This is a genomic window from Sphingobium sp. SYK-6 (assembly GCF_000283515.1).
Lineage (GTDB): Bacteria > Pseudomonadota > Alphaproteobacteria > Sphingomonadales > Sphingomonadaceae > Sphingobium > Sphingobium lignivorans.
Window position 1 is genome coordinate 2,701,200 of record NC_015976.1, and the last position, 17,065, is coordinate 2,718,264.

Consider the following 17,065-nt stretch of genomic DNA (forward strand, 5'->3'; position numbering starts at 1 on the left):
CGCAAGCAGCTTCACCTGCTCGCGCGATGAGGCTCGTGACAGGGCGCAGTCCCGCTGCCCGCTTCGCGGCTTTCAGTCCCCCGCGCCTTCCAATGTCCTGAGGCCCATCACTTTCTCGACGGCATCTTCCAGCAGGACCGGAAACATCTCGTCCTCCAGGAACACGGGGCCTGGCCTGTTCAGAAGGCTGTTGTTCAACGCGGCGAGGAGCATCTGCACGGCAAAGCGGATTGCCGGTTCCTTCACCGAAGCCTGATCGATCGTGGACTCCGCCCTGATCCGTTCCAGCAGATAATTGGCAAGCTCGTGACTGTTCCTGCGAAACGGCTCCCAGGCTTCGGGATCCTCCAGGGACACCTTCACGGCACTGCGCAGGAAGATCGCGTTCGCCAGATAGGCCCGCACCATTCGCCGGATGGTCGCCCCGAGCATATCCCGGAACGGGACGGCATCCAGCTGCGCCTGGGACTGGGCACGGGAGCTCATCGCATGCTTGATGATCAGGGCCTTGAAGAACGAGACCTTGTCGGGAAAGCGCGCATAGAAAGCGCCTGTCGAACAGCCGGCGTCCGCGCAGATCCGCGCGACGGACAGGTCTTCGAAATCCACCCGCCTGGCGAGCGCCAGACCGGTCTCCAGGAGCGCGTCGCGCATCTGCTTGCTGCGCTGCTGCTGCGCCGGGAATGCGCCGGCCGTCCTGAGCTGCTCTTCCAGATCACCCGCCAAAAGCTACTTGCTCCTCATTTTCCGCACGGTTGACACAGAAGCGTCCCTATCGCAAATGCCCACAAAACATAATGAGAGTCTGATTCTTTTTTAGGAGGGGTTATGTTTTCTCGTCGCGCATTCCTTGGAACGGCCGCCGCACTGCCTCTCGCGGCCCGTGTCGAGGCCGCCCCCGCCCGCCCGCCCCACATCGTGTTCATCATGGCCGATGACCTCGGCTATGCGGACCTGAGCTTCACGGGCCGGACCGAATACGCCACGCCGCACATCGACAGCATTGCCGAGCAGGGCTGCTTCTTCTCAGATGCCTATGCCAATTCGTCCGTCTGTTCGCCGACCCGCATGGCGCTGGCGACGGGTCGCTACCAGTATCGGCTTCGCGGCGGTCTCGACGAACCCATAGGCGGTGGCCCGGAGCCTGTCGGCCTTCCGCCCGAGCATCCGACGATCGCCTCTCGCTTGCGGGAGGCTGGATACCGGACGGTCCTGGTCGGGAAGTGGCATCTGGGGTCCCCTCCCCGGTTCAGCCCGTTGCTGAGCGGCTATGACCGCTTCTTCGGCATTCACGGCGGCGGCGCGGACTATTTCACGCACAGCCAGTCCATGCAGGGCGGCGGCTCCAGCGATCTGTACGACGGCAGCAGCGTCACGGACCGTCACGGCTATCTCACCGACATCCTGACCGAGCGGGCCGTGGCGGAAATCGATCTTGCGGCGAGGACGCGCAAGCCGCTGTTTCTCAGCCTCCATTACACGGCCCCGCATTGGCCATGGGAGGGCCCCGAGGACGAAGCGCTCGCCGCGCAGATCAAGTCGCTGCTCAACTATGACGGCGGCAGCGATTCGACCTTCGCGAAGATGGTGCAGGCGCTCGACAAGGGGGTCGGCAAAGTGCTCGCCGCTCTGGAAGCCCAGGGCATGACCCAGGACACGATCGTCGTGTTCACCAGCGACAATGGCGGCGAGCGCTTCTCCAAGGTCTGGCCGTTCGACGGCATGAAGGGCGATCTGCTCGAGGGCGGCATCAGAGTGCCGATGATGATGCGCTGGCCGGGGAAGATTCCCGCCGGTTCCCGGAGCGCCCAGATCGCGATGACCATGGACTATATGCCGACATTCCTCGCGACCGCGGGCGGTTCGGCGGATCCCGCCTTTCCCAGCGATGGGATCAACCTGATGCCGGCGGCCCTCGGCCAGAGCGCTCCGGCCCCGCGAACAGTCTTCTGGCGCTACAAGGCAGGCGAACAGGCGGCCGCCCGCTCCGGCGACTGGAAAATGCTCAGCGTGAACGGGCATGAATATCTGTTCAATCTGGCCGACGACAAACAGGAACGCGCCAATCTCAAGGATTCAAATCCTGAGTTGTTCAGCAAACTCAAGGACGAATGGCGCGCCTGGAATGAGACCATGCTGCCTTATCCCGACAATTCCCCCAGCTATTCGAGCAGAGGCAAAGGATATCTGGCGGTTCATGATTGAAACGAAACGATATAATAAAAGGGAGGACATAGGTGAGACCATTTTCCGCATTTCGTTCACTTGGCACGACATCGTCCATCATCGCGATGGCGTTTTGCCACCATGCGCCGCTCATGGCCCAGCAGGATGATGCGGCGACCTCTTCGACGGCTGACAACGCGCCGTCCACGGAAGCCATCGTCGTCACCGGCAGTCGCCTGGCCCGGGGAGGCTTTCAGGCTCCCACGCCCGTCACCGTACTCGGGCAGGAGGAAATCGCACGGCAGGGTTCGGCGAATATCGGTGACGCGCTGAATCAGCTGCCGTCGTTCCGCGCGCAGTCCACGCCGGCCACGGCCGGTGTGTCCCTCGCCAACGCGGGCGCACAACTCTCCGACCTTCGGGGCCTTGGCGCCAACCGCACTCTGGTGCTGGTCAATGGACGGCGCTTCATTTCGGGCACGGTCGCTGGCAATCCCCTCTCCCCGGCCGGCGCGGTTGACCTCAACATGATCCCGACCTCGCTGGTGGCCCGGACGGAGGTGGTGACGGGCGGCGCGTCGGCGGCCTACGGCTCGGATGCCGTGGCCGGCGTGGTCAACCTGATCCTCGATGACCGGCTGGAAGGCCTGCGCGGTTCGGCGCAGCTCGGCATGGCCGAGCGCGGGGACAATGTGGAGCGCTTCTACTCCCTCGCCGCAGGAACCAGCTTCGCGGGCGGCGCCGGGCACATCGTCCTTGCCGGCGAATATGCCGGTTCCGATGGCATCGGCTCCTGTTACGATCGCCCGTTCTGCGCGGCGGAAGTCGCGCCCATCACCAACCCGAACCCCCAGGCGAACGGCCTGCCCCGGCAGATCCTGCTCCCCAATGCGCGGCCTGCCACGGCCTCATGGGGCGGCCTCATCGTGTCCGGGCCATTGCGCGGCACCGAGTTCGCGGATGACGGGTCCACCTTCCAGCATGATTATGGCACCTATTATGGGGCGGGCCTGTTCCAGTCCGGCGGCAGCGCGGATCCCCGCAATGCCTATTTTGACAATTTCCCGCTCGTCGCGCCCGTCGAGCGCTATTCGCTCTACGGGCAGTTGCGCTACGATCTGGGGTCGGACCTCGAATTCAAGATGGATGCATCCTACGGGCGCGTGACGGCGGAACTCGTCGGCGCGCAGACCCGGGATACCAACATCGTCATCCAGCGCGACAACCCCTTCCTGCCGGAGGCGGTGGTCGACCGCATGACCGCGCTCGGGCTGACGTCCTTCACCTTCGGCCGCATCGGCCAGGATCTGGGGCCGATGGTCGGCAGGACGACGCGCGAGACGGCCCGGATCGCCGCCGGGCTGGAGGGCCGGATCGGCCAGGGCTGGTCATGGGACGTCTATTATCAGTACGGCCAGACCGATTATGCGCAGACCGCCTCCAACAACCGCATCAACGACAATTTCCTTCGCGCGGTGGACGCCGTCGAGGCGAGCGATGGATCGATCGTCTGCCGCTCGACGCTGACCGACCCGACCAATCCGCTCGTTCAGGGCTGCGCGCCGCTGAACCTGTTCGGCCAGAACAACTTCTCGGCGGCAGCAAAGGCCTATGCCTATGGCACGGCGCAGCAGAACACCAAGCTCACCCAGCATGTCGTGGCAGCCACGCTGCGCGGCGACCTTTTCGAAGGCTGGGCGGGCGCCATCCCGGTCGCGATCGGCGCCGAATACCGGGTGGAGGATGCCGAAGGATCGGCCGATCCGGTCTCCACGGCCCTGCGCTTCTACACCAGCCCGGGCTCCGGCATCACCGGCCCCGCCGTCGAAGTGAAGGAAGCCTTTGCCGAGGCCGCACTGCCGCTGGCCCGTGACCTGCCCTTCATGCAGAGCCTGGAACTGAACGGCGCCGTGCGCGTGACCGATTATTCCACGAGCGGCACGGTCACGACGTGGAAGGTCGGCGGCGTCTGGGACGTCTCCAGCCTCTTGCGCGTCCGTGCGACACGGTCGCGTGATATCCGTGCGCCCAATTTCTTCGAGCTCTACAGCCCGCCCAGCAGCTCCTTCCAGCGCATCGACGACCCGCGCTTCGGCGGCGCCAGCGAACTCGTACCCGTGCTGATCGGGGGGAATGAGCAGCTGAGGCCGGAAACGGCGGACACCTTCACGGCCGGCGTTGTGGTGTCCCCGATGCGTGGCCTGCGCATCGCGGCCGACTATTACGACATCAGGCTCGACGGCGCGATCTCCACGCTGGGCGGCGGGACGATCGTCGCGCGGTGCGAACAGGGTGCGGCCGAGTTCTGCGCGCTGATCGATCGTGATCCCGCAACCCAGCAATTGCTGGGCGTGCGGAACATCAATCTCAACGTCAATTCCCTCAAGGTCCGGGGCGTTGACTTCGAAGCCAGCTACCGCACTCGGCTGGCGGACGGGACGCTGGATATCCGCCTGCTCGGCACGCATGTGATCGATCTCATCACCGTCGACAGCGGCGGGACCGTCGATCGCGCCGGCATGAATGGTGCCCCGACATCGCAGACATCAGGCGTCCCGAGCTGGACGGTGACCGGCAATGTCGGATGGTCCAAAGGACCCTTCGCCGCCCAGCTGCAGGGCCGCTATGTCTCGTCCGGCGTGTATAATGCGCTGCTCATCGGCCCCGGCGAGGAGGGATATGCCCCGACCGCATCGAACAGCATCAGCGACAACAGGATCGGCGCGCGGGTCTATCTCAACCTGAATTCGCAGATCACCGTCTATGAATCGGGCAGGCAGAAGCTGGAGCTGTTCGGCGTCGCGAACAATCTGCTCGATACGATGCCGCCCAACAACACCCCGTCGAGCTCCGGCCCCGGCAATGCCGTGCTCTACGACGTGATCGGCCGCGCCTACAAGATCGGCGTCCGCTTCGCTTATTGAGCGAAAGACCATCTGGTCGTGAGGCAGCCGATCATGATCGGCTGCCTCCGGTCGGATCATAAAGCGATTTTCATGTCGAGCCGGACGAACCGTCCGAGCGGATCGTAGAATTGCGGGAAGGTGTTGCCGTTGCCGAGCACGCCGATCAGCGAGTCCGCAGCGACCAGAGGCGGGTCGCGGTCCAGCACATTGAGCACCGACAGGCTGAGCGTCAGGCGACTGGAGGCCGGGATGGCCAGGCTCAGGTCAAAATAGTCCTGGCGCGGGATCTTCCCGCGATCGGGCGAAACGGCCCCGGCGAGAAGCGGATCGGCACTGCTCCGGTCGACCCGGACGGCGCCCAGCCGACGCCAGGTCAGCATCGTGGAGATTGCCCCGTCCGTCACCCAGGTGACCGATGCACGCTGGCGCCAGCGAGGCGTCGGTAGACCGCACACCAGCCCATACAGCCCCACACAATCGAAGCGGCCAAGTTCAGGCGCGCGCTCGGCCTGCTGACGGAAGACGTGGCTGGCGACGAGCGAGAGCCGTATCTCCCCGCCCGGCCCGGGCGGAAGCGCCGTGGTGTAGCGCACACCGATATCCACACCGGACGTCGCCAGGGCGCCGATGTTGCGCAGCGGATCGGCGACATAGCCGTCGTTGCCAAGGTCGAGCGAGCCGTTGATGGGCGAGCGATGGACCAGCTGACACAGGCTCGGGACGCCGGTCTGTACGCAGTTGGAGAGGATCAGATTGGCCCCGATCTGGCCGATCGCGTTGCGCACGCGGATGTCGAAATAATCCAGGCTCAGGCTGAAGCGCGGCATCTCCGGCGGCGCGATGCTGACGCCGAGCGTGAGAGTGTCGGCTATCTCGGGCTGCAACGCCGGGTTCCCACCGGTGCGAATGTTGAACAGCCGGGCCGGGTTGACGGCGATATTGCCGAACTGGGCTGTCGTGACGCCCGATGCCGCGCAGGCCGCGAAGTCATTGCCGTTCACGCGGCCGTTCGTCGCGGGGCCGGCGCAGGGATCCCAGCCGCTGAAGGTCGGATTGCGGGCTGGCGCAAACAGTTCGGCCACATTCGGCGCGCGCACGGCGCGATTATAGCTTCCCCGCAAGCTCAGTCCGCGCCTTGCCCAGGTGAAACCGGCCTTGCGACTGTGTGACCAGCCCGATGTCGAATAGCGGCTGATGCGCCCCCCGAATTCCAGCGTGATCCGTCCGACCGCATGGGCCGCGCCGGTCAGCGGCAATTGCAGTTCACCGAAGGCTTCCACCACGTCGAACGCGCCATGCTGGTCGAGCCGGCGAGTCCCGCTCTGGCCCGAAAGGTCGCCGCTTTCGAAAGTCCCGTTGAAGTCGAGGGCGAGTATCTCACGACGATATTCACCGCCGATCACCACGCCGACCGCCTCGCCAGCCCATGGGCTGCGGATTCCCGCCGCGTCCAACCGACCGGTCAGAGCCACATTTGCCACCCACTCCTCAGTGCGCCCACGCATCGAGGCCGTCGCGGCAAGATAGTCCACGGCTTGCCGGTCGGCCGGGCCCACGCGCCAGACATCATAGGGGCGGCAGGCCAGGTCGATTCCGGTCAGGACGGCAGCGCAGACCGGGCGCCCGACAGTCGGGCTGGCAGGCCTGTCATCCAGTCTCACGTCAAGGGCCCGCCCGATGCGCGTCCGGGAGAGATCGCCGGTGAAGACTTCCCGAAGATCGACCCGGCCATATTGCACATGGCTTTCATACTGCCAGTCCGCGTTCGCTTCGCCCCGCAGCCCCACAATGGCGCGGAACGAGCGATGCCGGATATCGTCCACCCTCGGCCCGCCTTCGACATTGCGGCGCCCGATCGACACGAGACGCCGCGCGCCCGTCCCCGCGGCGATTCCACAGACGGCGTCCTGCTGGCTCGCGGAAAGCAGCGGATTGTCGCACGCGATGGGGAAGAGCTCACCGAATATGCCCGAGGGCGCTATGCGGGCCCGGGTGTGGTCATCCGCGATCATGAATTCCGCGAAAGGGACGAAAGCGGAGCTCAACTCGTAATGACCGATCAGCCCTGCCGCGATCCGACGATCGGGCCGCTGGAGGTGATTGTCGGGCGCGTAGTTGAAGGAATCGCGACTGGTCACATAAGGGCGGAATCCGTCCGAACCCGGATCGAGCGTGACCGCCGGCCCAGCCCCACCGTCCAGGATGAAACGGGCCGGGACCGTCGTGCTGGAGCCCAGGCAGCTCAGCGCATCGTCGGTCGCGCGGGCCCTGCTCAGCCCGCAGGCGCTGTAATCCCGCTGTCGCTGCAAGACCCCATCCACCTGCCGGAACGTGCCATAGGCGATGACATGCCCTCGGTCCCCCAGCCGCGAGCCCGCCTGAAGAGTCACTTCACGGCTCCATCCGTCAGCGACCAGTCCCGCCGGGGACGCATAGCCCGCTCTCGTCACGATGGCTCGCGCCGGACTGTCATTGTCATGGATATAGGCGCCGAGGCTCGCGGAGGCAGTCGCGCCCTCGAAATGATCGTCGGTAATGAAATTGATCACGCCGGCGACGGCATCGGACCCGTAGATGCTCGATCCGCCGCCGGAAACCACCTCCATCCGCTTCACGACGGGTAGGGGAATGCTATTAAGGTCGGGCACCAGAGCCAGCGGGTCGCCCGGCATCATGCGGCGTCCGTTGATGAGCAGCAGCGTGCGCGCGCTGCCCAGGCCGCGCAAATTGACCGTGGCGGTGCCGGTCGCCTGGCCGGAAAGGAAGGCGCCCTGCTCGGTGCCGGCGAATGGAAGGCTGGCGACCAGATCCTCGGCCCTGAGCGTCTGCCCCGGATGCTGCGCAACGAGATCCAGCGAGAAGACTGGGCCGACCGGCTCATCGCTCGGGGGGCGGATGCGCGAGCCGGTGAGGATGATCGTTTCCTCAGCGGGCGCCGCACCCACCTGAGCGAGCGATGGCGGTGCCCGTGCAGGCCTCGTCGCGATGCTGGCCCGTCTCGCCCTCGTGATCACGAAAATGCCGCTGGGCCTGCGCGCAGCCCGCAATCCGGTTCCGGCCAGCATCCGGCGCAGAGCCTCGGCCGTGCCCAGCCGTCCCGCAATCGCTTGCGTGCGGAAGCCGGCCACCTCTTCTTCCCGAAAAGCAATCTGTGCGCCGGTAAGGCGGCCAAGGGTGCGCAGAGCGTCGCCGGCCGGACCCGAGGCGACCCGCACGACGTCCTCGCGTGTCTGGGCCCGGGCAGCAACCGGACTGGCCATCGGCCCCGCGACCGCCAGCACGAGACAGGACGAACGGAAAAGCAGGGCGTGAACCGACAAGGCCCTCGCCCGAACTCTGCAGATGAGACACGTCAACTGCTTCTCCGCATGTGCCCGGCTCAGCGTCTCCCGGGTTCGAAGCGGATCACCTTGCCATCGGTCTCTGCCCGTACGTCGAGCAGAGACGTCACGGCGTCCACGAAGCCGTCGATCTCCCCGGATCGGAATACGCCGCTCACCTTGAAGGATGCGACGGCAGGGTCAACCTCGATCTGCCTCGTCGCCATGCGATTGACGCGCTGGACGGCGATAGCCAGCGTTTCGTCGACAAGGACCACCTCGCCCGTGACCCAGGCCCTGCTGCGATCGTCCAGCAGTCGCTCCATGAGCGCCGGCCGGCCATCGCCATGGATCACGAGCCGCGTCCCCGGCTTCAGCGCCTGCTCGAAGCGATGTGCCGGCGACCGCACGATGACGCCCCCTTCATACAGTTCGACCTGGATCTGGTCGTCCAGACGCTCGACCGAGAACAATGTCCCCGTTGCGGTGACGCTGATCCCGCTCGCCGCCACCACGAAAGGCCTCGCCTTGTCCGATCGGACGGCGAAGAGGGCCCGGCCGCCCGCCAGTTCGAGCGCGCGTGACTGGCTCGTATCGCGCACCAGAACCCTGCTGTCGCCATCGAGCGTGACGACAGATCCGTCGGGCAATGTGGTCACCCTGCGCTCTCCGGCCGCCGTGCGCAGATCGACAGGCGCGGTCGGGGACACCCCGGAAGGGATCATGACCAGCGCCAGGGAGGCGGCCAGGGCCATCGCGGCAACGGCGCCACCGCCAAGGAACCATCGCCGGTCGATGCGCCGCACCTCAGGTGCCGGCTCTGCCGGTGCAGGCTCTGCCGGTGCCATCGCCTCCGGGCGCTCTTCCAGTTCATCCCAGGTTTCGCTCACCCGCGTGAACGCCTCCAGGTTGGCCGGCGCTGCGGCGAGCCACCGGTCAAAGGCAGCGCCTTCTTCCGCCGTCAGCCGCCCCTGCAGCAGCAGGGCATACCACTGTGCGGCCGCATCGATGGGGTCGTGGGGGGCATGCATCGTCATTTCGGATCCCCCAGCCGACGCACCAGATGGGCGATGGCCTGCGCGAGTCCCTTCTCCACCGTGCTCAGTGACACGCCGAGCCGATCGGCGATTTCGCGCTGGGAGACATTCTCGAACCGGGCGAGCATGAAAATCGTGCGCGTCCGTTCGCTCAGTTCCTGCAGGGCCTGGGTGACGATGGCCAGTCGCTCCCGACCAATCAGCACACGCTCAGGATCGATCACGTCGATGTCCGATGAAACAGCGGCAATATCCTTGCTGTGGCGCATCCGGACCGCCAGCCTGCGCGAGCGATCCGCCAGCAGATTGGCCGCGACACCGAACAGATAGGCGTCGACGCGATCGGCCCCTTCACCGTGCCTGTCCGTCCGGATCAAGACTTCCTGCGCCATGTCCTCGGCATCGGCATAGGCGACGCCCCGACGCAAGAAATAAGTGATGAGTGGCAACCGAAAACGGCCGTTGAGCGCGGTCATGGTGGCGCCCGGCACATCCGTGCCGCCGCATAGCCTCAGCCGGTCAGCAGCGGCCATGGCCAGCGTTCCTCCCCGGCCGGACGCAGGCGAACGGGATGCCGGGGCCATATGCCGCGCGATCTCTGCTTCCCGTCCGCCTGTCCGTCATGTCGTTTCCGATACCCTATTCGTCAGCGGCCCTGCCAGCCGTCCGGCTGACCATAAGGCAAGCCGACTTCGACCGCCTCGATCGCCCGGATGCTGTTGTCACGGATATTGAAGGCTTCCGCGATCAGCACATGGCTTGGTATCCGCGCATTAGCCGGCATCGCGACCTTGCCGTGCGTGGGCGAGTCGACTTCCCTGATCGTCCCCGGATGGACGAACATGAACATGCCCACCACATTGCCCCGCTCCTCGTCGACCAGCACATAACGGCGCGGTTCGACGCGCTGGATGTAGCGCCAGAGCCCGGTCTTCATGTTCTGGTCGCAGGTCATGTTGAAGGGGTTGAAGGCCGGATCCGGAAAACTCGGCGACTTGTGCTCCGGATTGTTCGTGGTCTGGATGCCGTTCTCGACCCTGTTGCAATCGCTGGTGAATGCCACCGGAGCACCGCTGGTCAAGCCGTTGAAGTAGCTGTCCGCGGCCTTCACCAGCGCGTCACGCGACGGCCGCTGCCCCTTGGGAAGCGCTTCATCGAAAGCGGGCATCTTGGCGCGCGCCTCCAGCTTCGCGACGTGCTCGGCATTGCGATAAATCAGCATCTCGGCTTCGGCGACCTTGCGATCGACCACCTTGAGGCGCAGCGAGACGAGCACCGGGCGATCCGCCTCACGCGCCGTGCCGAACCAGACCACCTGGCCGGCCGGAACGTCCGCGAAATAACGGCTGTAACTGCCCTTGTTCTGGTATGTCGCCCAGAAGCCGTCTCCGAGCGTCAGCGGCACGCTGTTCTCGGTGTAGTGAAATCCGGCCGCGACCGGAACCTTCGCGGGATCCTTGGCATCCATGGCCGCCATGAAGCCGGCGGCAACACCCTCCAGGCACGCACGGTCGCAGCTCACCTGAGCCAGGGCCGGTGATGCCGCGATGGCGGCGAAGCTCAGCAGCGCAGTGGCGATCGTCTTCCTCAAACCCATTCTCGATACTCCCGCAACCATCATCGATCCCATCCGCTTCCGCGGCCATAAGCATAGCTCGTGCCGATCGCCTCGATCCGGCGAACGCCAGTCCTGTCGACCTTGAACGCCTCGAAAATGCCCACACTGCTGGGGCGGAGAAGGTTGGGGGGCACCGCCACCGGGCCGCCCTTCGTGTCGAGCGTCTTCTTGTCCCCGTCATGCTCGAACAGCGCCATGCCCACCACGATGCCGCGTTCCTCGTCGATGATCGTGTAGCGGCGATACTGGATGCGGCTGACGAAATCGAAGAAGCGACTGTCGATATTGTCCTTGCAGTTGAGGCTGTAAGGCTGGAACTCGGACTCGAAGCTGCGCGACCGATAGGTGGGATTGCTGGTGGTCTGAAGGCCGTTTTCAAGGCGGAAGCAGTCGCTGGCAAAGGTGATGCCGGCAGAACTGTCCTGTTCGATCGCGTCGAAATAGCGATCGGCCACCTGGATGAGGCTATTGCGCGAGAGGCGCTGGGCCGCCGGAACCGGCTGGTTCCAGAGAGGGTCCACGCCTTTGGCATTGAGTGCCGCTACATGGGGTGCATTGCGCACGGCAATGATCTCCGACTCCCGGATCGCCTTGTTCACGACCTTGAGGCGAACGGTCAGCAGCCCGTCGATGCCATTCTCCTGCATGGTGGCGAAGGCGTTTATCTCGCCGCGCGCCACGTCCGAGAAGTTGATGCGATAGGCGCCGAGATGGCTCGCGAGCGCCCAGAATCCCTTGTCCAGCGGGATTTCGACACCGTTCTCCGTGTGACGGAAGTCGCGCGCCAGCGGCAGGCTCGAGGCATCATGTGCGCGCATCGCCTTGAGATAGGCGTCCATCACGCTCTCGAGGCAGGACCGCTCGCAATCCATCTCGCCCGGCTTGGGCGGCGTGCCGTGCGGGGCGGGAGATGCAACCGAGGCACCCGGCGGCGCCACGGCAAGCAGAGCGGCGACAACGGACAGACGGATCATGGTCGTTTCTCCACCCAGCCTGAAGGCATCTTGTAGGGCACGGCGAGATGCGCGGCCTCGATCTGCCGGATCTTCCCTTCCTCGATCTTGAAGAGCTCGCCCATCATCAGCGTGAAGGGCCGCGTGAACGGATAAGGCACTTTCATCACTTTGCCGTCGGCAAGCGTGACCTGCGGGATGTTGCCGCGGTGATCCCAGAACATGATCGAGTAGACGAGCCCCCGCTCCTCATCGACGATGGGGAAGCGACGCTCCCGAACGTCCGTTACGAACTTCGAGAAGCCGCTGTCGAACTGTGCCTGACAGCCCACAGCATGCAGTGTCCCCACATATCGCTCGGCCTTGCTGCTGGTGGTCTGGGTGCCGTTCTCGAACCGTATGCAGTCCGGATGGAACGGCGTCAGCTTGCCGGTCGCCTGCACGATGCCCTCGAAATAGGAGTCCGCGATCCGGATCAGCTCGGCGCGCGACGACCGCTTTGCCGGCGGGACGACCGCGTGAAAGGCCGGCTTGTCGTAGGATGCTTCGAGCGGGCGCTTGTCCTCCCGCGCAACGATCGCTTCCATCTCGCTGATCTTGCGATCAACGACCCTGAGGCGGAGATTGAGCAGGGCACGCGTGCCGTTTTCCTCGACCTCGGCGAACAGCGCCGTCTCGCCGGTCTTCACGTCCGAAAAGTGCAGCCGGTATGGGCCAACACCGGTGACGCTGGCCCACATGCCATCGCCGAGCGCCATCGTCTGGCCGTTCTCGGTGTAGCGCGCGCCGGCAGAGAGCGGCAGGCCCGCCGCGTCCTTGGCGGCCAGGGCTGCCAGATAGGCATTGCCCAGCCCTTCCAGACAGGCACGATCGCAGTCTGCGCCTGCCTCGGCCTTCCCTGCCTGCGCCATCAGCAGCAAGGGTGCTGCGAGCAGAGCCAATCTCCGTTTCTTCATCGATTTCTGGTTCCTCGAAAAAGGCGGCGGGATCGCGAACGACCCCGCCCCGTCTCGTTCAGAATGTGACCGTGGCGCCAACATAGATGTAGCGGCCGAGAGGGTCATAGACCTGCGGGTAGGTGTTGCCGTTGCCGAGAACGCCGGTGAGCGAGCTCGTGCTGATCAGCGGCGGTGCCTTGTCGAACAGGTTGTTCACGCCGGCGCGGAGATTGAACTGGCCGGCCACGTTGGTCGAATAGGCCAGGTCGAAATAATGGCGATCGCCCACGCGGCGGTCGACTTCCGCGACGCGTCCGGTCAGCAGGGGATCGCTGCTGGCGCGATCGACGGTGACGGCACCGATATAGCGCCAGTTGAGCGAGAAATCGCCGACCCAGGGCGTCGCCCAGACCAGCCGCGCGCGGTGCCGCCATTCCGGCGAGGGTACGCCGCAGGTCAGGCCGAAATAGCCCTTGCACTCGTAGGTGCCGAGACCCGGCAGCGGCTCGGTCTTGAGCGAACCCAGCCATGTGCCGTTGAACGACATGGCGAGGGAACCGACATTGCCGAGGCCGACCTCGTCGAGCGCCAGCCGGTAATCGACGGAAAGATCAATGCCGCTGGTCGATTTCGAACCCGTGTTGCGACGAATGTCGAGCACATAGCCGTCATTGCCGAGATAGATGGAACCGTTGACGGGCGACCGCAGGACGAGGTCGCAGTAGAAGGGGTCAGCCGTCTGCACGCACTGGCGCAGGATCAGGTTCCCGCCGATCACGTCGATCGTGTCCTCGACGCGGATGTTGAAATAGTCGGCGGTGATCGAGAGCCCCGGAAGGAATGTCGGCGTGGCGACGAAGCCCGCCGTCCAGGTATAGGCCGTCTCCGGCCTCAGGCCGGGGTTGCCGCCCGTGCGGCTGTTGTACTGGCCCGCCGGATTGGCGATAATCGTGCCGAACTGCGCTTCCGTAACGCCGGAAGCCGCGCACTGGGCGAAGGTGTAGCCGTTCACGCGGCCATCGACGGCCGGGCCCGCGCAGGGGTCCGTGCCGGTGAACCCGGGGGCGCCAAGCGGCGAGAAGAGCTCGGAGACGTTCGGCGCGCGAACCGCCTTGTTGTAGCCGGCACGGAACCGGATGTCGCGGCTGGGTGCCCAGTCGCCGCCGATCTTGAAGGTGTGCGTCGAACCGGCCGTGCTGTATTCCGAGAACCGGTAGCCCATGTTCAGCGACAGGGAGTGGAGCAGCGGCCGCTCCTCCACGATCGGCACATTGGCTTCGCCGAACAACTCGAAGACGTCGAACTTGCCGTCCATGTTGACGCGGCGGCTGCCATTCTGGCCCGCCAGCTCGCCGTTACGGAAGGTCTCGTCGAAGCGACTGGAGAGGGACTCCTCGCGATATTCCGCGCCAAGCGCCACGCTGACGCCATTCTCGGCCCAGGGAAGCTGCACGCCATATTTGCCCAGGTCGCCAGAGAACGAAAGGCCGGCCACCTTCTCCTTCGTATCGCCGGTCCAGAAGGCCGCGATCTGGAGGTAGTTCACGGCCTGCGGTGTCACGCCGTTCACGGACCAGACGTTGTAGGGGACGCAGTTCGGGTCCACACCGTTCAGAACCGCCGCGCAGACCGGGCTGCCGAACGTCGCGCTGCCCGCGCGCGTGTCGGTGACGACATTCAGCGCACGGCCGATACGCGAGAGGGCGAAGTCACGCTGGAACATCTCGGTGAGCGTCGTGAGGCCGAACTGCCCGTACACGTCGTAGCTCCAAGCATCGCCCAGGTCGCCCCGCGCACCGGCGACGATGCGGTAGGACTGGTGGCGAAGATCGTCGAGCCGGCCGCCGCCTTCCACGTTGCGCTTGCCGATCGAGACTCCCCTCGTCGCGCTCGTCCCGCTGGCGGCGCCGCAGATGGCGCTCATCTGGCTCGCGGAGAGCAGCGGATTGTTGCAGTTGATCTGGAAGATCTGGCCGAAGATGCCGGAAGGCGCGAGCTGGGCGACCGTGCGGTCGTCCATGTACATCACGTCGAGATAGGGGACGAAAGCCTTGCTCACTTCATAGCTTGCGAAGGCGCCCATGGTGTAGCGCCGGTCGGGGCGCTGGAAGTAGTTGATGGGCGTGTAATTGTAGGAGTCCCGCAGCACATTGTAGGCACGGAACGTGTTGCCGTCGCCAGCCGGGTCCAACGTGACCTCCGCACCCGAACCACTGTTCAGGACGAACCGCGCGGGACTGGTTGTGCTCGATCCCAGGCAGGCATGCGTGCTGCCGGTCGGGCCCGTGGCGCCAAGTGCGCAGGCGACATAGTCGCGATTGCCCTGGAACGACGCGTCCAGCTTGCGATAGCCGCCATAGACCGTGATGTTGCCGCGGCCGCCTTCCAGATTGATGCCGATCTTGGCTGACAGATCCAGGCCATGGCCGTCTGTCACGCTGCCCGTCGGCACGTCGTAGCCGGCCGCCCGGGCGAGCGGCGCGACGATGCTGTCGCGATTATTATGCTGATAGAAGCTGTGCTGGGCGGAGATCTGCACGCCCTCGAACCTTCGATCCATGATGAAGTTCACCACGCCCGCCACGGCATCGGAGCCATAAACCGCAGAGGCGCCGCCCGTCACCACGTCGACGCGGCGGATCATGTTGCCGGGAATGAAGTTCAGGTCCGGCACCAGCGCCATCGGGCTGCCAGGCATCAGGCGCTTGCCGTCGATCAGGACCAGCGTTCGCGTCGACCCGAGATTACGGAGATTGGCGTTAGCGGTACCGGTTGCCTGACCGCCGATGAAGGCGCCCTGCCCGGCCGTGAACGCCGGAAGCGTGTTGACCACGTCCTCGATGCGCATGGCGCCCGTCAGCTTGATGTCTTCCTCGCCCACTGTCGTCACGGGGCTCAGCGCGGAGAGACCGGGCTGACGAATGCGCGAGCCGGTAACGACGATGGAGCTGGTGCTCGCAGCGCCATCCTCGTCCTGCGCCCAGGCGGGTCCGCCCGGGATCGCGACGATAGCCGACGCCAGCATGAGAGAAAGAACACTCTTCTTCATGATAAACCCCCTGTTTGTTTCTTTGATGACGGCATGCGCCGCACTCACTGGCGAGGCGGCGGCAATTTGCTGAAGGTTCTGGGCAGGTCGGCGTCGCGCGCGCCGGGCCAGCCCGAAGGCATTCCGTAAGGTGCTGCCGTGAGGACCGCCTCGATCGTCCGGATCTTGCCGCTCTCGAGCTTGAAGGCCTCGGCGATCTCCCAGGTCATCGGCGTGTCGGGACCGAAGTCCTTCAGCATCGTTCCGTCCGCCAGCGGGAAGTTGCGGATCGTGCCGCTGTGGTCGAAGAAGCCGAACGCGAAGACGGCGCCGCGCTCGACGTCCACGACCGGAAAGCGGCGGTCCCGGACCCGGTCTACAAAGCGAAAAAAGCCTGTCTTGAACTGCGCGGTGCAACTCAACGCCGAGAGGCGCGCGATCGGGTTCGCGGCGGCAGCGGCCTCGCCCTGCTGGCCCGCGAGGCGGCGATTGATGTCGGCATAGTCGATGTCGGGATTGTTCGTAGTCTGAACGCCGTTCTCGTGCCGCAGACAGTCATCCGTGAAAGGGTAGTCGGCGTGGCCGTCATTGAGCTCGATCGCCGCGAAATAATTGTTCGCACCCCGGACGAGTTGTTCGCGCGTCTCGCGGCGCTCGGCCGGAATGATTTCACTCCAGGAAGGATGCGGCGCACCGCGCTCCTCCAGCATGGCCGGGCCGCGACTGATGTTGCCCGAGCCGCTCGACCGCGAGATGATCGTCTCGACCTCGGTGAACTTGCCATCCTTGACCTGAAGCCGCCCCGCATAGAGCGCGAGCTTCTTGGCCTCCTTCATCACGACGATGAAGCCGATCTGCTGCGTATCGGTATCGATGAAGATGTTGCGATATCGCCCGGCGCCTTCGACCGTGCCCCAGAAACCGTCCCCCGCAGACAGGGTCTGGCCGTTTTCGGTCAGCCGGACATCTGCCGCGAGAGGCAAGTTCGCGGTCTTCTTCCCGCCGACCGCATCGACGAACTGGTCCGCCATTCCCTGAAGACAGGACCGATCGCATTCCGACGCGGCTTGGACCGGAGCCGCCACAAAGGCGGCCGCCA

11 protein-coding genes are annotated in these 17,065 nt (G+C 65.2%); 2 read left to right on the forward strand and 9 right to left on the reverse strand.

Annotated features, from left to right (window positions below):
- Positions 1–72: 72 nt before the first annotated feature.
- Complete coding sequence (locus SLG_RS12420) at positions 73–726, reverse strand: TetR/AcrR family transcriptional regulator (protein WP_014076826.1); 654 nt, start codon at positions 724–726, stop codon at positions 73–75.
- Positions 727–828: 102 nt separating this feature from the next.
- Between SLG_RS12420 and SLG_RS12425 the strand changes: the two genes are divergently transcribed.
- Entirely contained in the window at positions 829–2,205 is a 1,377-nt protein-coding gene (locus tag SLG_RS12425) for a sulfatase family protein (RefSeq protein WP_014076827.1), read from the forward strand.
- A gap of 32 nt (positions 2,206–2,237) precedes the next feature.
- Positions 2,238–5,090, forward strand: a complete 2,853-nt coding sequence (locus tag SLG_RS12430) for a TonB-dependent receptor plug domain-containing protein (protein WP_148276581.1) — start codon at positions 2,238–2,240, stop codon at positions 5,088–5,090.
- A 56-nt stretch (positions 5,091–5,146) separates the two neighbouring features.
- Here the strand turns inward: SLG_RS12430 and SLG_RS12435 are convergent, their stop codons facing one another.
- The 8 genes from SLG_RS12435 to SLG_RS12470 form a co-directional block, all read right to left on the reverse strand.
- On the reverse strand, positions 5,147–8,392 hold the full coding sequence (locus SLG_RS12435; protein ID WP_014076829.1) for a TonB-dependent receptor domain-containing protein: 3,246 nt from the start codon (positions 8,390–8,392) through the stop codon (positions 5,147–5,149).
- 59 nt (positions 8,393–8,451) lie between these two features.
- Entirely contained in the window at positions 8,452–9,429 is a 978-nt protein-coding gene (locus SLG_RS20430) for a FecR family protein (RefSeq protein WP_014076830.1), read from the reverse strand.
- The gene (locus tag SLG_RS12445; protein WP_014076831.1) at positions 9,426–9,962 is read right to left on the reverse strand and encodes an RNA polymerase sigma factor; all 537 of its coding nucleotides are present in this window, start codon (positions 9,960–9,962) and stop codon (positions 9,426–9,428) included. Before SLG_RS12445 ends, SLG_RS20430 begins: the two co-directional genes overlap by 4 nt.
- A 113-nt stretch (positions 9,963–10,075) precedes the next feature.
- Positions 10,076–11,026: a hypothetical protein gene (locus SLG_RS12450; RefSeq protein WP_014076832.1), complete on the reverse strand. Its 951-nt coding sequence runs from the start codon at positions 11,024–11,026 to the stop codon at positions 10,076–10,078.
- 20 nt (positions 11,027–11,046) lie between these two features.
- Positions 11,047–12,021 (reverse strand): hypothetical protein, encoded by a 975-nt coding sequence (locus SLG_RS12455; protein ID WP_014076833.1) that lies wholly within the window; start codon positions 12,019–12,021, stop codon positions 11,047–11,049.
- Positions 12,018–12,956, reverse strand: coding sequence for a hypothetical protein (locus SLG_RS12460; protein WP_014076834.1), 939 nt, complete (start codon positions 12,954–12,956; stop codon positions 12,018–12,020). The genes SLG_RS12455 and SLG_RS12460 overlap by 4 nt, the downstream gene beginning before the upstream one ends.
- A 58-nt stretch (positions 12,957–13,014) precedes the next feature.
- Positions 13,015–15,987: a TonB-dependent receptor plug domain-containing protein gene (locus tag SLG_RS12465; protein WP_014076835.1), complete on the reverse strand. Its 2,973-nt coding sequence runs from the start codon at positions 15,985–15,987 to the stop codon at positions 13,015–13,017.
- Between the two features lie 44 nt (positions 15,988–16,031).
- On the reverse strand, positions 16,032–16,997 hold the full coding sequence (locus tag SLG_RS12470) for a hypothetical protein (RefSeq protein WP_148276582.1): 966 nt from the start codon (positions 16,995–16,997) through the stop codon (positions 16,032–16,034).
- Positions 16,998–17,065: the final 68 nt, after the last annotated feature.